This window comes from Pectobacterium carotovorum (assembly GCF_033898505.1).
In the GTDB taxonomy this organism is placed as follows: domain Bacteria; phylum Pseudomonadota; class Gammaproteobacteria; order Enterobacterales; family Enterobacteriaceae; genus Pectobacterium; species Pectobacterium carotovorum_J.
Genome location: NZ_JAXAFK010000002.1, coordinates 85,703 through 102,924, shown reverse-complemented (window position 1 = coordinate 102,924; position 17,222 = coordinate 85,703). Strand labels below are relative to the sequence as shown.

The following is a 17,222-nucleotide window of genomic DNA, read 5'->3' as shown; positions in this document are numbered from 1 at the left end:
CAGAGGAATGTGCCTGTTTCCGCAGTTCGAGTGAACATCTCGAAAACAGGCAATAATACGGGTTAACGAACCGCTTCTGAGCGTACGGTGAATCGTGTAACGGTTAGACTTCGATCTCCGCCTTGTCGCCCTTCTCTTGCAGCCAGTTGCGGCGATCTTCCGAGCGTTTCTTCGCCAGCAGCATATCCATCATCGCCATCGTCTGATCGATGTCGTCTTCTTTGATGGTCAACTGCACCAGACGGCGCGTATTCGGATCCAACGTGGTTTCGCGCAGCTGTAGCGGGTTCATTTCGCCCAATCCTTTAAAACGCTGAACGTTCGGCTTGCCTTTCTTGCGCTTAAGCTGCTCTAACACGCCCGCTTTTTCCTCTTCGTCGAGCGCGTAGTAAACCTCTTTGCCCAGATCGATGCGGTACAACGGCGGCATCGCGACATAAACGTGCCCACCCTGAACCAACGCCCGGAAATGACGAACAAACAGCGCACACAGCAGCGTCGCGATGTGCAGACCATCGGAATCCGCATCCGCCAGAATACAGATCTTACCGTAACGCAGTTGGCTGAGATCGTCGCTGTCAGGATCGATGCCGATCGCCACCGAAATATCATGCACTTCCTGCGAAGCCAGTACTTCATCGGAGGACACTTCCCAGGTATTCAGGATCTTACCTTTCAGCGGCATGATCGCCTGGAATTCACGCTCGCGCGCCTGCTTCGCCGAGCCGCCCGCTGAATCCCCTTCCACCAGAAACAGCTCGGTTCGGCTGAGATCCTGCGAGGTACAATCGGCCAGTTTACCCGGCAGCGCCGGCCCACTGGTCAGCTTTTTACGCACCACTTTCTTGGCAGCACGCATACGGCGCTGCGCGCTGGAAATCGCCAGCTCGGCCAACTGCTCCGCCGCCTGCACGTTCTGGTTCAGCCACAGGCTGAACGCGTCTTTCACGACGCCGGACACAAACGCGGCGCACTGGCGAGAAGAGAGGCGTTCTTTGGTCTGCCCGGCAAACTGCGGTTCCTGCATTTTGACCGACAGCACGTAAGCACAGCGTTCCCAGATATCGTCTGCGCTCAGCTTCACGCCGCGCGGCAGAATATTGCGGAACTCACAGAATTCACGCATTGCATCCAGTAGCCCCTGACGCAGGCCGTTAACATGTGTCCCGCCCATTGGCGTCGGAATCAGGTTAACGTAGCTTTCCGTCAGCAGTTCACCGCCTTCCGGTAGCCAGAGTAGCGCCCAGTCTACTGCTTCGGTCTCGCCAGTAATCGACCCCAGAAACGGCTTTTCCGGCAGCGTGATCAGGCCATTCACCGACTCGCACAGGTAGTCATTCAGGCCATCCTGATAGCACCAGCGCTGCTCGGTGTTGTTAACTTTGTCTTTAAAGATGATTTCCACACCGGGGCATAAGACCGCTTTGGCCTTCAGCAGGTGCGTCAAACGGGAAACGGAAAAGCGGGCACTGTCAAAGAACTTCTCATCCGGCCAGAAATGCACGCGCGTCCCGGTGTTACGACGCCCACAGGTGCCAGTGACGGTGAGATCCTGCACTTTATCGCCGTTTGCAAACGCGATGTCATACACCTGACCGTCGCGCTTAACGGTGACTTCAACACGGGTAGACAGGGCGTTAACCACAGAAATCCCTACGCCGTGCAAGCCGCCCGAGAACTGGTAGTTTTTACCGGAAAATTTACCGCCTGCGTGCAGACGGCACAAAATCAGCTCAACGGCAGGCACACCCTCTTCTGGGTGAATATCCACCGGCATCCCACGGCCGTCGTCAATCACTTCCAGCGACTGATCGGCGTGCAGAATCACATCAATACGGCGCGCATGACCCGCCAGCGCTTCATCAACGCTGTTGTCTATGACCTCTTGCCCCAGATGGTTAGGACGCGTGGTATCGGTGTACATTCCCGGACGACGGCGCACCGGTTCCAGTCCGCTGAGTACTTCAATCGCATCAGCGTTATAACTTGATTGAGCCATAGTTTGCGTTAATTCTTTGAGTTCAGTGAATGGGGTTTAACGAACCGCACCTTCGCGAGTCGTTTTTCAATCCATAATGCATAGGTGGCGATTCAGTCTGTCGTGAGCCCTAAGAAATTCACAATCGGCGTGAAAAAGTGCTCAAATCCGACAAAGGCATGATTGCCCCCTGACTCCACAGTTTGACGGCAGGCCGTGTAATACGCGACTGCCTGACGATAATCCAGAACCTCATCCCCCGTCTGCAATAGCAGCCAGAGCAAATCCGGCGATTCCAGTCGGTCAACCTGCATGACCTTCAGATCGTAAACGTGCCGAGACTCTAGCACATATTGTTCACCGGTGTAGGGGTTCTGGTATTCGCCCAGATGGTCAAGCAATAGCTCAAACGGCCTCACCGCAGGATTCACCACTACGGCAGGCAGCATAAAACACTGGGATAACCAGGTGGCATAATAACCACCGAGGGAAGAACCAACAATACCTACCGGGCGGCCCGCTCGCTCCATAATCAACGATTCCATCATTTCGGCAGCCTCCGCCGGATAAGGCGGAAGCTGTGGAATCACCATGTCAATTTCAGGATGCTGCTCCGCCAGCCACGCTTTCAGCGCCGTCGCTTTCGCCGACTGTGGCGTACTGTTGAAGCCGTGCAGATAAAGAAGCGTGGGCATTAGTAACCGTCCGAATCCATGTCAGGCAGGAATTCGCTGCCCGACAGACGATAGACCTCGGTTTCCAGGCGACCATCCGGCAGCAGATCCAGATAGCGCCAACCCGGCGCTACGTCATCAATCGTGAAGTTAGTACAATGCGGTTTAAACTGCACGCAGGTCGACGGTGTAGCCAGCAAACGACGGCCATGCCAGTCAAAATCCATCTCCTGATGAATATGCCCACACAGCACGGTGTTCACCTGCGGATAGCGATCCAGCACCGCAGACAGGCTATGTGCATTACGCAAGCTGTGCTGATCGAGCCAGGTACAGCCGGAAGGATGCGGATGATGGTGTAGCAGTAACAGCGTAAAGCGGTCAGGCTGACTTTTCAGGCTGCGTTCCAACCACTCAAGCTGGTATTCACTCAGCTCGCCATGTGGGACGCCAAATACCTGACTATCCAACAGAATAATCTGCCACTTGTCACCCAGCAGCACATGCTTGGATGGCGCAATACCGGCCTCAGCCAACGCATCAACCATCGCCGGTTGAAAATCATGGTTGCCCGGAAGCCATACGCAAGGTGCAGGGATCTGCGCAATGCCGCGCGAGAAATGGTGATAGGCCTCCAGCGTGTGATCCTGCGCCAAATCGCCCGTCGCCACGATTAAATCAAACGCATCCTGCCGAGCCTTGATGGCATTCAGCACAGCGTGATAGCTACGATAGGTGTTGATACCCAGCAAGGTTTCATGCTCGCCCGCAAAAAGGTGGGTATCCGTTATTTGTAAAATCCTGACTCTGGCGCCACTCGCCACAGGCAGTGTCAACAGGCTTTCCAAATGGTGTCCTTGGTTACGTAAATCTGTCTCTACCCGTCATCTCTCAAATTGCAGAATACGCTAGCTTCCCTTGATGGCCCGACTGTCGCCGTCCTGCGCTTTGAAATCTATTGGGTATCGAAAACCGGTATCGACATCGAACCATACGCCAAACAATACTTTAGCCAATCAGCAAGAAACTGATTAATTTGATGCTTTTCGTCACGTTGATGTAACTTCTTATTAGGATAATCATAACGTGCTTTGAAGCGAAAGATCTGCTGGCTGGCACACACTTCCGCAACCAGTGCATCATGATACAGCCTAACGCTCATCATTGGCAGGCTCCAATAGCTGACAGTGGGCGCTGTCTGCTTGATTTCGACCAATGAGGTATAGCGGGTAGACTCAAGAATCGTCAGTTGATAGACCGCATTATTGACGTGATAAACCGCGATTTCACCGACTTCATCAATTTTTGGCAGTAAACGCCGTAATTGCATGAAGTTGGTTTCACATAGCCTCATCATGGCCGGGAAATCCGGAGTATAACGTTTCATAAATTCAATCCACCCACGCGCGTTTCAGTTCTTCATGGTGCAACGCCAACCATTGCAAGGCAATGACAGACGCAGCGTTATCAACGATGCCTTCTTCAACCCATTGATAACTTTGTTCACGACTCACAACATGTACACGAATATCCTCATTCTCGTCCGCGAGGCCGTGAATGCCTTTCGCCGTTCTAGTATCCACTTCACCTACCATCACCGCCAGACGTTCACTGGTGCCACCGGGGCTGGCGAGATAGTTGATTATCGGTCGGCACCGGCCAACCCTTAATCCGGCTTCTTCCTGTGCTTCGCGCCGCGCCACTTCTTCGTGGCTTTCTCCTGGTTCAATCATGCCAGCCACCAACTCAAACAGCCAGGGAGACGCGCTGGTGTCATAGGCGGCAATGCGAATCTGTTCTATTAATACCACTTCATCACGCACCGGATCGTAAGGCAACAGCACTACGGCATGGCCGCGCTCCAGGATCTCACGGCTGACTTCACCGCTCATGCCGCCATTAAACAGGCGATGGCGAAAGCGATAGCGCTCCAGCGAAAAAAAACCGTCGTACAGCGTTTCGCGTGCAATAATTTCTACATCATCTTTGGTGAAAGTAACCGGACCGGATACGGAAGACGCCATGGCTGTACTCCTGTAACAAGTATTAATGGAATCCGGTATTGTATGGCGGAATCCGCTGTCATTATACTCATCATTGTTTTTGAACGTTTATTAGGCGTGACGTCGGCGAAGTGAAGGGAATTCCCATCCATCGCATCACTTTTCGGTACCTTACTGAACAGCAAAACGTCGCACTGAATCATCCAAGGGGTCAATTTACCTGACCATTTGGACATATTCCGCTGAAAGATGGCACGTTCAGCTACCTTATCCTATTGGCAGATTCTGATAGAATCGACAATTATTCGTCTACAGACAGCGCTACCATAGCGAGATTGCTGCACAACAAGGAATGCAAATGAAGAAATTGCTCCCTCTTCTGATTGGTCTGAGCCTGGGCGGTTTTAGCGCCATGAGTCAGGCGGAAAACCTGTTACAGGTCTACCAACAGGCAAAAAGCACCAACCCTGATTTACGCAGCTCTGCGGCGACCCGCGACGCCGCGTTTGAAAAGATTAATCAAGCGCGCAGCCCATTACTGCCACAGTTAGGTTTAGGGGCTGACTATACCTATAACAAAGGCTACCGTGACAGCAAAGGCGTCGACAGCAATGTCAAAGGCGCTTCACTGCAATTGACTCAGACCTTGTTCGACATGTCCAAATGGCGTGCGCTGACGTTGCAGGAAAAACAAGCGGGTATTGAAGACGTCACCTATCAGACAGCCCAACAAAACCTGATGCTGAACACGGCAACCGCCTATTTCAACGTCCTGCGTGCGATTGATTCGCTGTCCTACACCAATGCGCAGAAGCAGGCGATTTATCGCCAGTTGGATCAGACGACACAGCGCTTCAACGTCGGTCTGGTCGCGATTACCGACGTCCAGAACGCCCGTTCACAATATGACAGCGTGCTGGCCAATGAAGTGTTGGCGCGTAATACGCTGGATAACGCGCTGGAATCACTGCGTCAGATTACCGGCAACTTCTACCCACAGCTGGCAGGTCTGAACATCGAGCGTTTCTCTACCCAGAAACCTGAAACCGTTAGCAACCTGCTGAAAGAAGCCGAAAACCGCAACCTGAACCTCTTATCCGCACGTTTGAGCCAGGATTTGGCGCGTGAGCAGATTCGCTCCGCCGAAACAGGCTACATGCCGACCTTGGATCTCACCGCATCAACGGGCGTAAGTGATACTCGCTATTCCGGTTCACGGACGAATAACAGCAATTCGTTTAACGATTCAGACGCTGGGCAGCATAAAGTGGGAATCAACTTCACTCTGCCGCTTTACAGCGGTGGCGCGACTAACTCTCAGGTGAAACAAGCGCAGCACAGCTATGTCAGCGCCAGCGAACTGCTGGAAAGCGCACACCGTTCTGTTATCCAGACCGTACGTTCATCGTTTAACAATATTTCTGCGTCCATCAGCAGCATCAACGCTTACAAACAGGCTGAAGTGTCTGCACAAAGCTCTCTGGATGCAATGGAAGCGGGTTATCAGGTAGGCACGCGCACCATCGTTGACGTACTGAATGCTACCACCACGCTGTATAACGCCAAACAGCAGCTCTCCAGCGCTCGTTATGATTACCTGATCAACCAGTTAAACATTAAATCCGCGCAGGGCACGCTGAGTGAAACCGACCTGCAGGCGCTGAATGCGTCACTGGGTCAGCCGGTTTCCACCACGCCAACCGCAACGGACAACAGCGCTCCGCTGGTAACCACCGCCTCGGCACAGCGTTAATCGGCTAGCCGCTTTTACCGATACAGACGGGGAACTTCGGTTCCCCTTTTTTCATCCCCACGCCTTTCCAACAGAATAACGCAGCGGTACCAGAAGGCAGGAGCCGTCTTCTCTCACCATAAAGCGAAACGTTGCACAACAGAATGTATAGCAACGTAAAGACACCTTCCGTTACACCTATTGCCGCTTTAAATTCAGGCAGCCTTCCCCTATTCTTAGGCACACTTATTGGTTATTGGCCATGATGCTTTGCTCTGGGATAAACACGATGAAACGTACAAAAAATATTAATCAGGAAATGTTCCGCAAGGAATGGCGAACGCACCGTCTGGCACCTGTTGCTTTGGCCGTCAGCGCCGTATTTTTCCTCGCGGGCTGTGAACAAACCGACGAAACCGTCTCTCTCTATCAGAATGCAGATGATTGTTCGTCAGCTAACCCGTCTATGGCTGCCCAATGCACCACCGCGTACAATAATGCGTTAAAAGAAGCGGAAAAAACGGCACCAAAATACGCAACGAAAGAAGATTGCGTAGCGGAATTCGGCGAAGCGCAGTGTACCCAAACACCCGCCCCAGCACAGGCCGGTATGGCAGCAGAATCTCAGCAAGGCGGCGGTATGTCCTGGATGCCATTGATGGCCGGTTACATGATGGGTCGCATGATGGGTGGCGGTGCTGGTTTCGCACAGCAGCCATTGTTCAGTCCAAAAACGCCAGCTAGCCCGGCCAATGGTCAGTTCGTTGATGCTGCCGGTAAAAACTACGGCAACGCGACAACAGGCCGTACGATGACCGTGCCAAAAACCGCACTGGCACCGAAGCCTGCAACGACCTCGACCATCACGCGTGGTGGCTTTGGTGAAACCGTCGCGAAACAAAACAGCATGCAGCGCAGCAGCGCCAGCTCAAGTTCCAGCTCTTCCCGTAGCATGGGCGGCTGAGGACGCATTGAATGAAGCGGATAGATATTACAGCGCGTCCTGACTGGCAGGAAAAAGCGACCGAGTTTGGTTTTCGTTTCCACACCATGTACGGCGAGCCCTACTGGAGCGAAGAGGCTTACTACCAGTTCACCCTTGCTCAGATCGAAGAACTGGAAGAAACCACGGCAGAACTGCACCAGATGTGCCTGCAAGTGGTGGAAAAAGTCATCAATAGCGACGCGCTGCTCGCCAAGTTTCGTATTCCCAAACACACCTGGGAATTCGTCAGACACTCATGGCGTACCAATCAGCCCTCGCTGTATTCACGCCTCGATCTGGCGTATGACGGCAAATCTCCAGCCAAGCTGCTGGAAAATAATGCGGATACGCCAACGTCGCTGTACGAAGCCGCCTTTTTCCAATGGCTCTGGCTGGAAGATCAAATCAACGCTGGGAATCTGCCGCAGAATTCTGACCAGTACAACAGCATTCAGGAAAAGCTAATCGAGCGCTTCGAAGAGTTAAAACTGAATCACGGCTTCGGCCTGCTGCACTTTGCCTGCTGTCAGGATACGGAAGAAGATCGCGGCACGGTGCAATACCTTCAGGATTGCGCGCTGGAAGCGGGCCTACCGAGCGAGTTTCTGTACATTGAGGAAATTGGCCTCGGTGAGAAAGGCCAGTTTACCGATCCTGAAAATCAGGTAATTGGTAATCTGTTCAAGCTGTATCCGTGGGAATTCATGCTGCGCGAGATGTTTTCCACCAAACTGGAAGATGCCGGCGTGCGCTGGCTGGAACCTGCCTGGAAAAGCATCATCTCCAACAAAGCGCTGCTGCCGATGCTGTGGGAAATGTTCCCAAATCATCCCAACCTGCTTCCTGCCTATTTCGCAGAAGATGAACATCCCCAGTTGGATAGCTACGTCACCAAGCCGCTGTTTTCACGCGAAGGGGCAAACATCCAAATTATCGAAAATGGGAAAGAGATTGCGTCAGCCGATGGCCCTTACGGCGAAGAAGGCATGATCGTCCAGCAATATCACCCTTTGCCGAAATTTGGCGATAGCTACACGCTGATTGGTAGCTGGCTGGTAAACGATCAACCTTGCGGTATCGGCGTACGTGAAGATCGCGCCCTGATCACCCAGGATCTCTCGCGTTTCTATCCGCACACCATTCTGGATTAAGCATCAAAATATACTCTAAATAATTCGAGTTGCATGGCGGCGGCAAGAGAAGACATCCCGATGAGCTTACTCAGGTAAGTGATTCGGGTGACAAATCTGCCGGGAGCAGATTTGAACGCTGCCAGCAGCGGCCCTTTAGGGCGAGGCCCACGACGGGCCGAGTATTTAAGCGCAGCCAACATACATGCAGCTTGAAGTATGACGAGTATATAAGGCACGGTGAGAACCGTGCCTTACTCATTTCTTCTGCAAAACGCGGATTATCCCACCTGCACCGACAGCATACTCAGTGAGCCCATTTCGAGCCCGTCGACCGGAATGCCGATCGCCTCTTTACCGTCCCAGCTTCCCAGCACATAGAGCAGCGGGAAATAGTGATCGGGCGTCGGGTTAGATAAGGCGGCACCTTCATGCTGCATGAAATTAACCAGCGGATGATCGTCGCCCTGATAAGTCAGGTTATCACGCACAAATTGATTGAATGAGATTGCCCACGGATACGGCTCCGCATCGCCATCCCATTTCACCATCCGCAGGTTATGCACAACGTTACCGCTGGCTACAATCATGAAGCCTTCATCACGCAGTGCCGCCAGCTTGCGCCCTAATTCGTAGTGATACGCGGCAGGCTGCGTGCCGTCCACGCTCAGTTGGACAACGGGAATATCCGCATCGGGATACATCTTGATCAGTACGCCCCAAGAGCCGTGATCCAAACCCCATTGGTTCTGATCGGCGGTCACGGGATACGGTGCTAGCACCTGCTGGATTCTCGCCGCCAATTCAGGCGAACCGGGTGCCGGATACTGGGTATCAAACAGCGCCTGCGGGAAGCCACCAAAATCATGGATGGTACGTGGGTTTTCCATCGCCGTTACGGCGGTTCCCCGGGTATACCAGTGCGCGGAAACGGCAATAATCGCCTTCGGACGCGGCAGCGTCTCACCCAGCGTTTGCCACGCCTGCGTATACACATTGTTTTCCAACACGTTCATCGGGCTACCGTGGCCGAGGAACAATGCAGGCATCCGGGAAGTGTTGTTCATAGTCATATCCTCTGAAAGATGTCAGCGAGCGTGCAACCGCACGCGATGGCCTTACTTTACGCGCTTTATGACACAGAAAAAGTCAGAGTTATGTGATGAAGAACATCAATTAATTTGAAAGGTATTACACGGCAAGAAAAACCGCCGACGAGGAATAGATAACTCGCAAAAGACCAGATTAAGCAGAGCGACCTTTAGTATCAGAATAAATCTGGCTACCTTCGCGCTTTCCCCCTCCCATAACCATCACCGTAATGGTCTCATCTTGGACCAAATACACCAGCCTGTAGCCAGCGGACTTCAGTTTAATTTTATACTGGTCTTTACGGCCATGAAGCTGTGCTGAAGGAACGCGAGGATTTTCCAAGCGCTCGACCAGCTTTTTCTTGAACTGCTCCCGGACAGGATGCCCTAACTTTTTCCATTCCTTCATTGCAGAAGGCACAAATTTTAACTTATAGGTCATCGAGCGAAATCTCTTCCGCGTCAGCTAACTCTGACATCCGATCATCAACGGTACGCCCCAGTTCTGCATCTTCAGCCAATTCCATTAAATAAGCGAACATGGCAGGAGGCACACAATAGAACGCAGGCTCATTCCGGTTCAGTATAGCGATAGTCTCACCTTCAGCAGCCCGTACTGTCCCCATTGGGTCACGTTTCAGTTCAGTGATGCTGGCCGCTGTGTTAGTTAGGATGTTGAAAGCCATAATTTCGGTCACTCAATTCGGTTAGTCGAAGACAACTTAAACACGCTAATAATAGCACTTCTAAAAGCACTCAATACAGCATTTCCTAAGTATCGTTTCATATTCACCGTTAAGCCGCGTTCTTTCATAAAAAGCGTCGTGGACAATCATTCATCTTGCCTGCCCCCATAAAGCAAAACCCCGCCGAAGCGAGGTTTCATAATGAAGGGCGTTGACCGTTAAGCCGCGTTCTTTCATAAAAAGCGTCGTGGACAGTCATCCATCTTGCCTGCCCCATAAAGCAAAACCCCGCCGAAGCGAGGTTTCATAATGAAAGGCGTTGACCGTTAAGCCGCGTTCTTTCATAAAAAGCGTCGTGGACAGTCATTCATCTTGCCTGCCCCATAAAGCAAAACCCCGCCGAAGCGAGGTTTCATAATGAAAAGCGTTGACCGTTAAGCCGCGTTCTTTCATAAAAAGCGTCGTGGACAGTCATTCATCTTGCCTGCCCCATAAAGCAAAACCCCGCCGAAGCGGGGTTTTATGATGAAGGGAGTTGACCGTTAAGCCGGGTTCTGTCGTGGACAGTCATTCATCTAGGCCAGCAATCACTCACTGGCTCAAGCAGCCTACCCGGGTTCAGTACGGGCCGTACCATGTGAACCCCTATTTGGCCTTGCTCCGGGTGGAGTTTACCGTGCCACGAACTGTTGCCAGTCGCGCGGTGCGCTCTTACCGCACCCTTTCACCCTTACCTGATCCCACTTGCGTGGGCCATCGGCGGTTTGCTCTCTGTTGCACTAGTCGTAGGCTTACGCCTCCCAGGCGTTACCTGGCACCCTGCCCTATGGAGCCCGGACTTTCCTCCCCTCCACCTGTCTCCCCCGAAAGGGACGGCAGTGAAGCGGCGACTGTCTGGTCAACTCCGGCGCGGATGATAGGGCAAATTGCCCTACTTGTCATCCCCCGATTCACCGCTATCGCCTTCTTGCTCCAGCCCATAGCGGTAAAGCGCATTTTTCTTCACGCCGTGAATCTCCGCCGCCAGCGCCGCCGCTTTCTTCAACGGCAGCTCGGCGCGTAATAGCGTCAGCGTGCGCAGCGCTTCCGCCGACAGCGCGCTGTCATCAGCCTGGTGCCCTTCCACAATCAGCACCATTTCCCCTTTGCGCCGATTCTCATCTTCTTTCACCCAGGCCAGCAGTTCGCCCACAGGCGCGCCGTGAATCGACTCCCAGGTTTTGGTGATTTCACGCGCCAATACGACATAGCGCTCGGCCCCCAGCACTTCGCTGATATCTTGTAGGCTGTCCAAAAGGCGATGTGTGGATTCGTAGAAAATTAGCGTACGGGGTTCTTCCCCCAGATCGCGTAGCGTATCTTTACGCGCCTTGGTCTTGGCAGGCAGAAAACCTTCATAGCAAAAGCGGTCAGACGCCAAACCGGACGCGGAGAGCGCCGTTATCGCCGCGCATGCGCCCGGCAGCGGCACCACGCGAACGCCAGCTTCACGGCAGCGCCGAACCAAATGGTAACCGGGGTCGTTAATCAGCGGCGTACCCGCATCTGAAACCAGCGCGATGCTTTGCCCTGACTGCAATTTAGCCAGTAACACATCCGCTTTTTGTTGTTCGTTGTGATCGTGTAATGCGAACAGTCGCGCATTAATCGCAAAATGTTGTAACAGCAGACCGGTATGGCGGGTATCCTCTGCGGCGATCAGATCAACGCTCGCCAATACCGCCAGCGCACGCTGCGTGATGTCGCCCAGATTCCCGATTGGCGTGGGGACAATGTAGAGGGTAGATGCAGAAATGTCTGCTTGTTGGTCTTGATTCATTGTTTCATCCGGGTTGCCGATTTAATATTGAGCATCTTTAAAAAAAATCACTGGATACAGTATGCTTCCCTTTCATTTCGTCCGTACCCAGGCAGGGCGTGTTATCCCTGTTTTGTTAGCGGCACTGTTTCTCGCAGGCTGTCCAAGTCACGCCCCGCAGAGCCCACCACCCGAGGTTCAGGGCAAAGCCGACGCATCATCCGATTATTATCTGCAACAGATGCAGCAAAGTAGCGATAATAACAAGGCTGACTGGCAATTACTTGCTATTCGTTCCCTATTACAGGAAGGGAAAGCCCCTCAGGCAAGCCAGCAGTTCAATGCACTGCCAGAAAAATTGAGCGCGGCGCAAAAACAAGAACAGCAGCTACTCAGCGCGGAGCTGTCCGTCGCCCAAAACAATATGGATGCGGCCAAGGCAGCACTGAGCCAGCTTGATGTGGGCGCGCTTTCCGATCAGCAGAAACAGCGCTATTACCAGGCACAGATCAAAACAGCACAAGGGCGTCCTTCCATTGAACTGCTGCGGGCCTATATCGCTCAAGAACCGCTGCTGAAAGGCGACGAACATCAGATCAATCTCGATCAGACCTGGCTGATGTTGACGCAAATGTCACCGCAGGAGTCCAGCTCGCTGTTGATTAATGCGAATGAAAATGTGCTGCAAGGCTGGGTCGATCTGCTCAATAACTATCAGGACAACCGGACTTCTCCCGATCAGTTAAAGAGTGCGATTCAAGACTGGCAAACGCGCTACCCTCATCACCCTGCGGCGAAAACGCTGCCTACACAGTTGAATCAGGTACTCAACTACCAGCAGTCATCGGTGAACAGCATCGCGTTGCTGTTACCACTTAACGGTCAGGCGCAGGTTTTCGCTAATGCCATTCAGCAAGGCTTTAACGCAGCCAAGAACGGTCAGATAGCCACCGCGCCCGTATCTGCGCCTGCTGCACCTTCAGCGGACGCCGCGCAGGACGGACAGGTAGCCCCATCATCCGACGGTCAGAATGCCCAATCGCCCGCGCCATACAGCGATCAGGCAGTCACCTCTCCGGCCCCCGCACCGGAAGCACAGGCAACGAGCGCCGGGCTGTCCAGCTCACTCCCGGTCAAAGTGTATGACACCTCTTCACAGCCGCTGGCGAATATTCTCACACAGGCACAGCAAGATGGCGCATCGCTGGTCATCGGTCCGCTGCTGAAAAATGAAGTGGATCAGTTGGCGAACAGCCAATCGCCGCTGAATATTTTGGCATTGAATCAGCCAGAACACGTCGAAAATAGCCCTAACATCTGCTACTTCGCGCTCTCTCCGGAAGATGAAGCCAGAGACGCGGCAAAATTCATCCACCAGCAGGGTAAACAGCAGCCGCTGGTCTTAGCCCCTCGCGGTGCGCTGGGCGACCGTATCGTCAACGCATTTGCTCAGGCCTGGAACCAGCAAAGTGGTACCAGCCCTCTGCAACAGCGCTTTGGCAACACCGCGGAGTTAAAACAGGCTATCAATAGCGGCGCAGGCTTAAGCCTGAGCGGCCAGCCGGTTAGCGTGTCGCAACAGCAGGCGCAGCCGGGCACGACCATCGGCGGCCTGACCATTCCGTCCCAGGTTCAACCGACGGTCAGTTCATCCGTTAGTGGCAATATCGATGCGGTCTACATCATTGCAACGCCAGACGAGCTGGCGCTGATTAAGCCGATGATCGATATGCGTACAACCTCACGCGCACGTCCAGCGCTTTATGCCAGCTCACGTAGCTTCCAGGCTGGATTAGGCCCTGACTTCCGTCTCGAAATGGAAGGTTTGCAGTTCAGCGATATCCCGCTGTTAGCAGGCGCAAACCCGGCGCTGATGCAGCAGGTCAGCAGTCAGTTTAAAAACGATTACTCGTTAGTCCGCCTGTATGCCATGGGGATGGATGCCTGGACGCTCGCCAGCCACTTTGGTGAAATGCGCCAGATTCCGGGTCACCAGATTCCCGGCGCAACGGGGATGTTAAGTTCAGGGCCAGATTGCACCATCAATCGGCAGTTAACCTGGCAGCAGTATCGTCAGGGCCAGTTGGTGCCAGTTCTCTGAATCAGCGGGCCGCTGGCGCAGTTTATGAACAACAGGCCCGCCGTTATCTTGAACGCGCGGGTCTGACCTTCACCGCCGCAAATGTTACGCTACGCGGTGGTGAGCTGGATTTAATTATGCGTGACCGTCATACCTGGGTGTTTGTTGAAGTGCGCTATCGGCGCAACGCCCATTTTGGCGATGCGGCAGCCAGCGTCACCCGACGCAAACAGCAGCGATTGCTGCATGCCGCTGCCGTGTGGTTGGCGCAGCGAGGCGCCAGTTTTGACACGGTAGACTGCCGTTTTGACGTGCTGGCAATTACGGGCGATCGGTTCGATTGGCTCCCGAACGCCTTTGCCGCACAGGGATAATTCATCTTTAATGGACTTCAATTTACGTAGGTTAACTCAACGTGCTGGATAGAATAAAAGTTTGTTTTACCGAGAGTATTCAAACGCAGATTGCAGCGGCAGAAGCCTTGCCAGACGCCATTTCCCGTGGCGCGATTGCGATGGTGCAGTCTCTGCTGAACGGCAACAAGATTCTGTGCTGTGGCAACGGAACATCGGCCGCCAATGCGCAACATTTTGCCGCCAGCATGATTAACCGCTTCGAGGCGGAACGCCCTAGCTTACCGGCTATCGCACTTAATGCGGATAATGTGGTCTTAACTGCGATAGCAAATGACCGCTTGCATGAAGAGGTCTATGCCAAACAGGTCAGAGCATTAGGTCAGGCAGGCGACGTATTACTGGCTATTTCAACCCGTGGCAACAGCCGCGATATTGTTAAAGCCGTAGAGTCTGCCGTTACTCGCGATATGACGATTGTCGCCCTGACTGGCTACGATGGCGGAGAACTGGCTGGGCTGCTCGGGCCACAGGATGTGGAGATTCGCATCCCGTCACACCGCAGCGCCCGTATTCAGGAAATGCACATGCTGACAGTAAATTGCCTGTGCGACTTGATTGATAACACACTTTTTCCACACCAGAACGATTGAAGGAGCACTACATGAGGATAAGTTCTGCATTTGCCGTGCTGTCTATCGCCCTGCTGCTACAAGGCTGTGTCGGGGTTGTTGCTGTTGGCAGTGCCGTGGCGACCAAAACAGCCACTGACCCGCGTACCGTTGGCACGCAGGTTGACGATGGCACACTGGAAGTCCGCGTGACGAATGCAATCAGCAAAGACGAGCAGTTGAAAAAAGAAGCCCGTATTATTGCGACGGCTTATCAGGGGAAAGTCTTGTTAACAGGGCAAGCCCCGAACACAGAAATGGCAAATCGAGCTAAGCAAATCGCCCTCGGCGTGGAAGGTGCAGCCGAAGTCTACAACGAAATACGTCAAGGCACTCCAGTCTCAATGGGAACCGCCTCTATGGACACCTGGATCACCACCAAGGTTCGCTCACAGATTCTGGCAAGCGACACGGTTAAATCCTCTAACGTAAAAGTCACAACGGAAAACAGCGAAGTCTTCCTGTTAGGCTTGGTAACACAGCGTGAAGGCACCTCCGCCGCAGAAATCGCCAGTAAAGTTGGCGGTGTGAAGCACGTAACAACGGCCTTCACCTACCTGCAATAACGCGTTATCTCTTTAATTCGTTTGTCTTTTTAAAAACAAAAACCGCTGATGACAACATCAGCGGTTTTTTTATCTCGATTAGACAGGCGCGTACCGTCGCCCGGTGGAATCAGGTACAACCAAATTACGGTGTAGCAGGATTCAGCAGCCAGAGCGCACGGCGGGTTTCAACGCTGATATGGCTCGGTTCTTTATCCCGTTTGCCCGCTGACCCGGTGAGTAATTCCGTAAAACCCGCCTGCCTGATGTGCGTCTGGTAACGCGGCGCTTGCAAACCGCGCTCCGCCTGCAACAGCAGCGGGATAAGACGGCTGCTTTGTCTGTCCATCGTCTTGCGCGGCCACGCCTTATTTTCATCCAGATACGGTGCCATAAAATCGAGCGCCTTTATCACACTGCTTCCTTTCGGCGTTTGATATTGCCAGATATTCTCCCCAACGCGGGAAGCCAGAACAGCCATATCCGTTATCGCCTGAAGGTTGAAGTAGCTGTAATGGAAAGATCGCGTGCGCGCCAGTTCCTCCGGCTGAGAACCATCCGGTTGCAACTGGTGATCCAATTTTTCCCGCTGCAATTGCGCCATGGATTTCACCACGTCGATTTTGCCCAGATACCAGGCAATCCCCGCCACCTGTACGGTATACCAGCTGCCGTGGTTGTTCTGAGCCGTTGCCTCTTTTTTCCCCAGCTTGCTGGTTTGCAGCCAGTGTAGATAATCGCTCATCCATTTCTGCATCTGCTGCTCATCCTGCGCCGTCCAGCCCGGAGCGTGACGCAACATAATCAGCGAATCGACAATACGGGTGGAAAAATAGCGTCCGTCCAACACGCCCGACCCTCTGCCCGGCGCGATGCCCGGCACGCCTTGCGCGAAATCGAGATTAGGGTTCATGCGCGTCTCGGGGTCGATAAACCAGGTGCGGATCATCGATATGGCCTTATCGGCATAAGCCTGTTTGCCCGAGAAGTACCACGCCAGCGTCAACGCCTGCGTTTGGGCCGTGAATTTTGCCAGCCTAACGCCATCAGTCTCCTCATCCTTGCTGGCAGGGTTTACCTGCCCATCACGACGAATCCAAGGCAAACCATCAGCTTTGTCGGGATCGGGCCACCAGTAGGCGCTGAGGCTCAAATAATCATGCTTTGAGCCGCTAGGTGGCGTGGATTTTTTTTCCGTCACGCTGGGGTTATCCATTTTCAGCGCGCGATCGGCTTCCGAAATAAGCTGCTCGTACGCCATTCGCGTCTGCGGCTTTTCCGTTTTCTGCTGTAGCTGCTGTTTTACCGAGGATAGCTGGGGCTGCTGCAAGAAGGCGTAGGGATTATCGGGGGGGGACACTTTAGGCTCCGCGTCCGCACGGGCAACGGAAGCCACACAACACAATGCAACCAGTAAACCTGACCAATAACGTAACCGCATACTTTCTCCTGATGTCGAAAACACGACCGTTAACGCGAAAATTTCTCGGTATAGT

17 protein-coding genes and 1 other RNA gene are annotated in these 17,222 nt (G+C 53.3%); 7 read left to right on the top strand and 11 right to left on the bottom strand.

Translation table 11 applies throughout. The features are described from left to right. Positions 1 to 103: 103 nt before the first annotated feature. From parE to nudF, 5 genes are all read right to left on the bottom strand, one after another. Positions 104 to 1,999, bottom strand: a complete 1,896-nt coding sequence (gene parE, locus R9X49_RS12495) for a DNA topoisomerase IV subunit B (protein WP_319848713.1) — start codon at positions 1,997 to 1,999, stop codon at positions 104 to 106. A gap of 92 nt (positions 2,000 to 2,091) precedes the next feature. Then, positions 2,092 to 2,673, bottom strand: coding sequence for an esterase YqiA (gene yqiA, locus R9X49_RS12490; protein WP_319848712.1), 582 nt, complete (start codon positions 2,671 to 2,673; stop codon positions 2,092 to 2,094). Beyond that, on the bottom strand, positions 2,673 to 3,500 hold the full coding sequence (cpdA, locus tag R9X49_RS12485; protein ID WP_319848711.1) for a 3',5'-cyclic-AMP phosphodiesterase: 828 nt from the start codon (positions 3,498 to 3,500) through the stop codon (positions 2,673 to 2,675). Before cpdA ends, yqiA begins: the two co-directional genes overlap by 1 nt. A gap of 107 nt (positions 3,501 to 3,607) precedes the next feature. Next, complete coding sequence (locus tag R9X49_RS12480) at positions 3,608 to 4,039, bottom strand: DUF1249 family protein (RefSeq protein ID WP_010280219.1); 432 nt, start codon at positions 4,037 to 4,039, stop codon at positions 3,608 to 3,610. Between the two features lie 4 nt (positions 4,040 to 4,043). Continuing rightward, positions 4,044 to 4,676, bottom strand: a complete 633-nt coding sequence (gene nudF / locus R9X49_RS12475; RefSeq protein ID WP_319848710.1) for an ADP-ribose diphosphatase — start codon at positions 4,674 to 4,676, stop codon at positions 4,044 to 4,046. Positions 4,677 to 5,013: 337 nt separating this feature from the next. Here nudF and tolC point away from each other — a divergent pair, with 337 nt between their 5' ends. The 3 genes from tolC (at position 5,014) to R9X49_RS12460 (ending at position 8,523) form a co-directional block, all read left to right on the top strand. Further along, entirely contained in the window at positions 5,014 to 6,408 is a 1,395-nt protein-coding gene (gene tolC, locus R9X49_RS12470; RefSeq protein ID WP_319848709.1) for an outer membrane channel protein TolC, read from the top strand. A gap of 268 nt (positions 6,409 to 6,676) precedes the next feature. Next, on the top strand, positions 6,677 to 7,351 hold the full coding sequence (locus R9X49_RS12465) for a DUF1190 family protein (protein ID WP_129702548.1): 675 nt from the start codon (positions 6,677 to 6,679) through the stop codon (positions 7,349 to 7,351). Between the two features lie 11 nt (positions 7,352 to 7,362). After that, positions 7,363 to 8,523: a glutathionylspermidine synthase family protein gene (locus R9X49_RS12460; RefSeq protein ID WP_225086603.1), complete on the top strand. Its 1,161-nt coding sequence runs from the start codon at positions 7,363 to 7,365 to the stop codon at positions 8,521 to 8,523. 260 nt (positions 8,524 to 8,783) lie between these two features. Here R9X49_RS12460 and ygiD read toward each other — a convergent pair whose 3' ends face one another. The 5 genes from ygiD to rsmI all read right to left on the bottom strand — a co-directional run bounded on the left by ygiD (position 8,784) and on the right by rsmI (position 12,098). Further along, a complete protein-coding gene (gene ygiD, locus R9X49_RS12455; protein ID WP_319848706.1) occupies positions 8,784 to 9,569 on the bottom strand; it encodes a 4,5-DOPA dioxygenase extradiol in 786 nt (261 codons plus the stop codon). A gap of 178 nt (positions 9,570 to 9,747) precedes the next feature. Next, a complete protein-coding gene (locus tag R9X49_RS12450; RefSeq protein ID WP_319848705.1) occupies positions 9,748 to 10,035 on the bottom strand; it encodes a type II toxin-antitoxin system RelE/ParE family toxin in 288 nt (95 codons plus the stop codon). Further along, positions 10,025 to 10,279: a type II toxin-antitoxin system Phd/YefM family antitoxin gene (locus tag R9X49_RS12445; protein WP_180778477.1), complete on the bottom strand. Its 255-nt coding sequence runs from the start codon at positions 10,277 to 10,279 to the stop codon at positions 10,025 to 10,027. Before R9X49_RS12445 ends, R9X49_RS12450 begins: the two co-directional genes overlap by 11 nt. A gap of 527 nt (positions 10,280 to 10,806) precedes the next feature. Beyond that, positions 10,807 to 11,185, bottom strand: an RNA gene (gene rnpB, locus R9X49_RS12440) — RNase P RNA component class A. A 25-nt stretch (positions 11,186 to 11,210) separates the two neighbouring features. Next, entirely contained in the window at positions 11,211 to 12,098 is an 888-nt protein-coding gene (rsmI, locus tag R9X49_RS12435; protein WP_319848704.1) for a 16S rRNA (cytidine(1402)-2'-O)-methyltransferase, read from the bottom strand. 61 nt (positions 12,099 to 12,159) lie between these two features. On the opposite strand from rsmI, the gene R9X49_RS12430 reads away from it, so the two are divergent. The 4 genes from R9X49_RS12430 to dolP are packed head-to-tail and all read left to right on the top strand — an operon-like array spanning position 12,160 to position 15,747. Beyond that, positions 12,160 to 14,178 (top strand): penicillin-binding protein activator, encoded by a 2,019-nt coding sequence (locus R9X49_RS12430; protein ID WP_319848703.1) that lies wholly within the window; start codon positions 12,160 to 12,162, stop codon positions 14,176 to 14,178. Next, positions 14,175 to 14,531 (top strand): YraN family protein, encoded by a 357-nt coding sequence (locus R9X49_RS12425; protein ID WP_319849098.1) that lies wholly within the window; start codon positions 14,175 to 14,177, stop codon positions 14,529 to 14,531. Before R9X49_RS12430 ends, R9X49_RS12425 begins: the two co-directional genes overlap by 4 nt. Before the next feature lie 41 nt (positions 14,532 to 14,572). Further along, positions 14,573 to 15,163 (top strand): DnaA initiator-associating protein DiaA, encoded by a 591-nt coding sequence (gene diaA / locus R9X49_RS12420; protein WP_012773024.1) that lies wholly within the window; start codon positions 14,573 to 14,575, stop codon positions 15,161 to 15,163. An 11-nt stretch (positions 15,164 to 15,174) separates the two neighbouring features. Next, positions 15,175 to 15,747: a division/outer membrane stress-associated lipid-binding lipoprotein gene (gene dolP / locus R9X49_RS12415; protein WP_319848702.1), complete on the top strand. Its 573-nt coding sequence runs from the start codon at positions 15,175 to 15,177 to the stop codon at positions 15,745 to 15,747. Between the two features lie 124 nt (positions 15,748 to 15,871). On the opposite strand, the gene R9X49_RS12410 is transcribed toward dolP, so the two are convergent. Continuing rightward, positions 15,872 to 17,167: an alginate lyase family protein gene (locus tag R9X49_RS12410; protein WP_319848701.1), complete on the bottom strand. Its 1,296-nt coding sequence runs from the start codon at positions 17,165 to 17,167 to the stop codon at positions 15,872 to 15,874. Positions 17,168 to 17,222: the final 55 nt, after the last annotated feature.

Excerpts from the sequence above, each read along its gene's own strand:
- parE (WP_319848713.1), bottom strand. The coding sequence starts at position 1,999 with ATGGCTCAATCAAGTTATAACGCTGATGCGATTGAAGTACTCAGCGGA.
- yqiA (WP_319848712.1), bottom strand. The coding sequence starts at position 2,673 with ATGCCCACGCTTCTTTATCTGCACGGCTTCAACAGTACGCCACAGTCG.
- R9X49_RS12480 (WP_010280219.1), bottom strand. The coding sequence starts at position 4,039 with ATGAAACGTTATACTCCGGATTTCCCGGCCATGATGAGGCTATGTGAA.
- nudF (WP_319848710.1), bottom strand. The coding sequence starts at position 4,676 with ATGGCGTCTTCCGTATCCGGTCCGGTTACTTTCACCAAAGATGATGTA.
- tolC (WP_319848709.1), top strand. The coding sequence starts at position 5,014 with ATGAAGAAATTGCTCCCTCTTCTGATTGGTCTGAGCCTGGGCGGTTTT.
- R9X49_RS12465 (WP_129702548.1), top strand. The coding sequence starts at position 6,677 with ATGAAACGTACAAAAAATATTAATCAGGAAATGTTCCGCAAGGAATGG.
- R9X49_RS12460 (WP_225086603.1), top strand. The coding sequence starts at position 7,363 with ATGAAGCGGATAGATATTACAGCGCGTCCTGACTGGCAGGAAAAAGCG.
- ygiD (WP_319848706.1), bottom strand. The coding sequence starts at position 9,569 with ATGAACAACACTTCCCGGATGCCTGCATTGTTCCTCGGCCACGGTAGC.
- R9X49_RS12450 (WP_319848705.1), bottom strand. The coding sequence starts at position 10,035 with ATGACCTATAAGTTAAAATTTGTGCCTTCTGCAATGAAGGAATGGAAA.
- R9X49_RS12445 (WP_180778477.1), bottom strand. The coding sequence starts at position 10,279 with ATGGCTTTCAACATCCTAACTAACACAGCGGCCAGCATCACTGAACTG.
- rsmI (WP_319848704.1), bottom strand. The coding sequence starts at position 12,098 with ATGAATCAAGACCAACAAGCAGACATTTCTGCATCTACCCTCTACATT.
- R9X49_RS12430 (WP_319848703.1), top strand. The coding sequence starts at position 12,160 with ATGCTTCCCTTTCATTTCGTCCGTACCCAGGCAGGGCGTGTTATCCCT.
- dolP (WP_319848702.1), top strand. The coding sequence starts at position 15,175 with ATGAGGATAAGTTCTGCATTTGCCGTGCTGTCTATCGCCCTGCTGCTA.
- R9X49_RS12410 (WP_319848701.1), bottom strand. The coding sequence starts at position 17,167 with ATGCGGTTACGTTATTGGTCAGGTTTACTGGTTGCATTGTGTTGTGTG.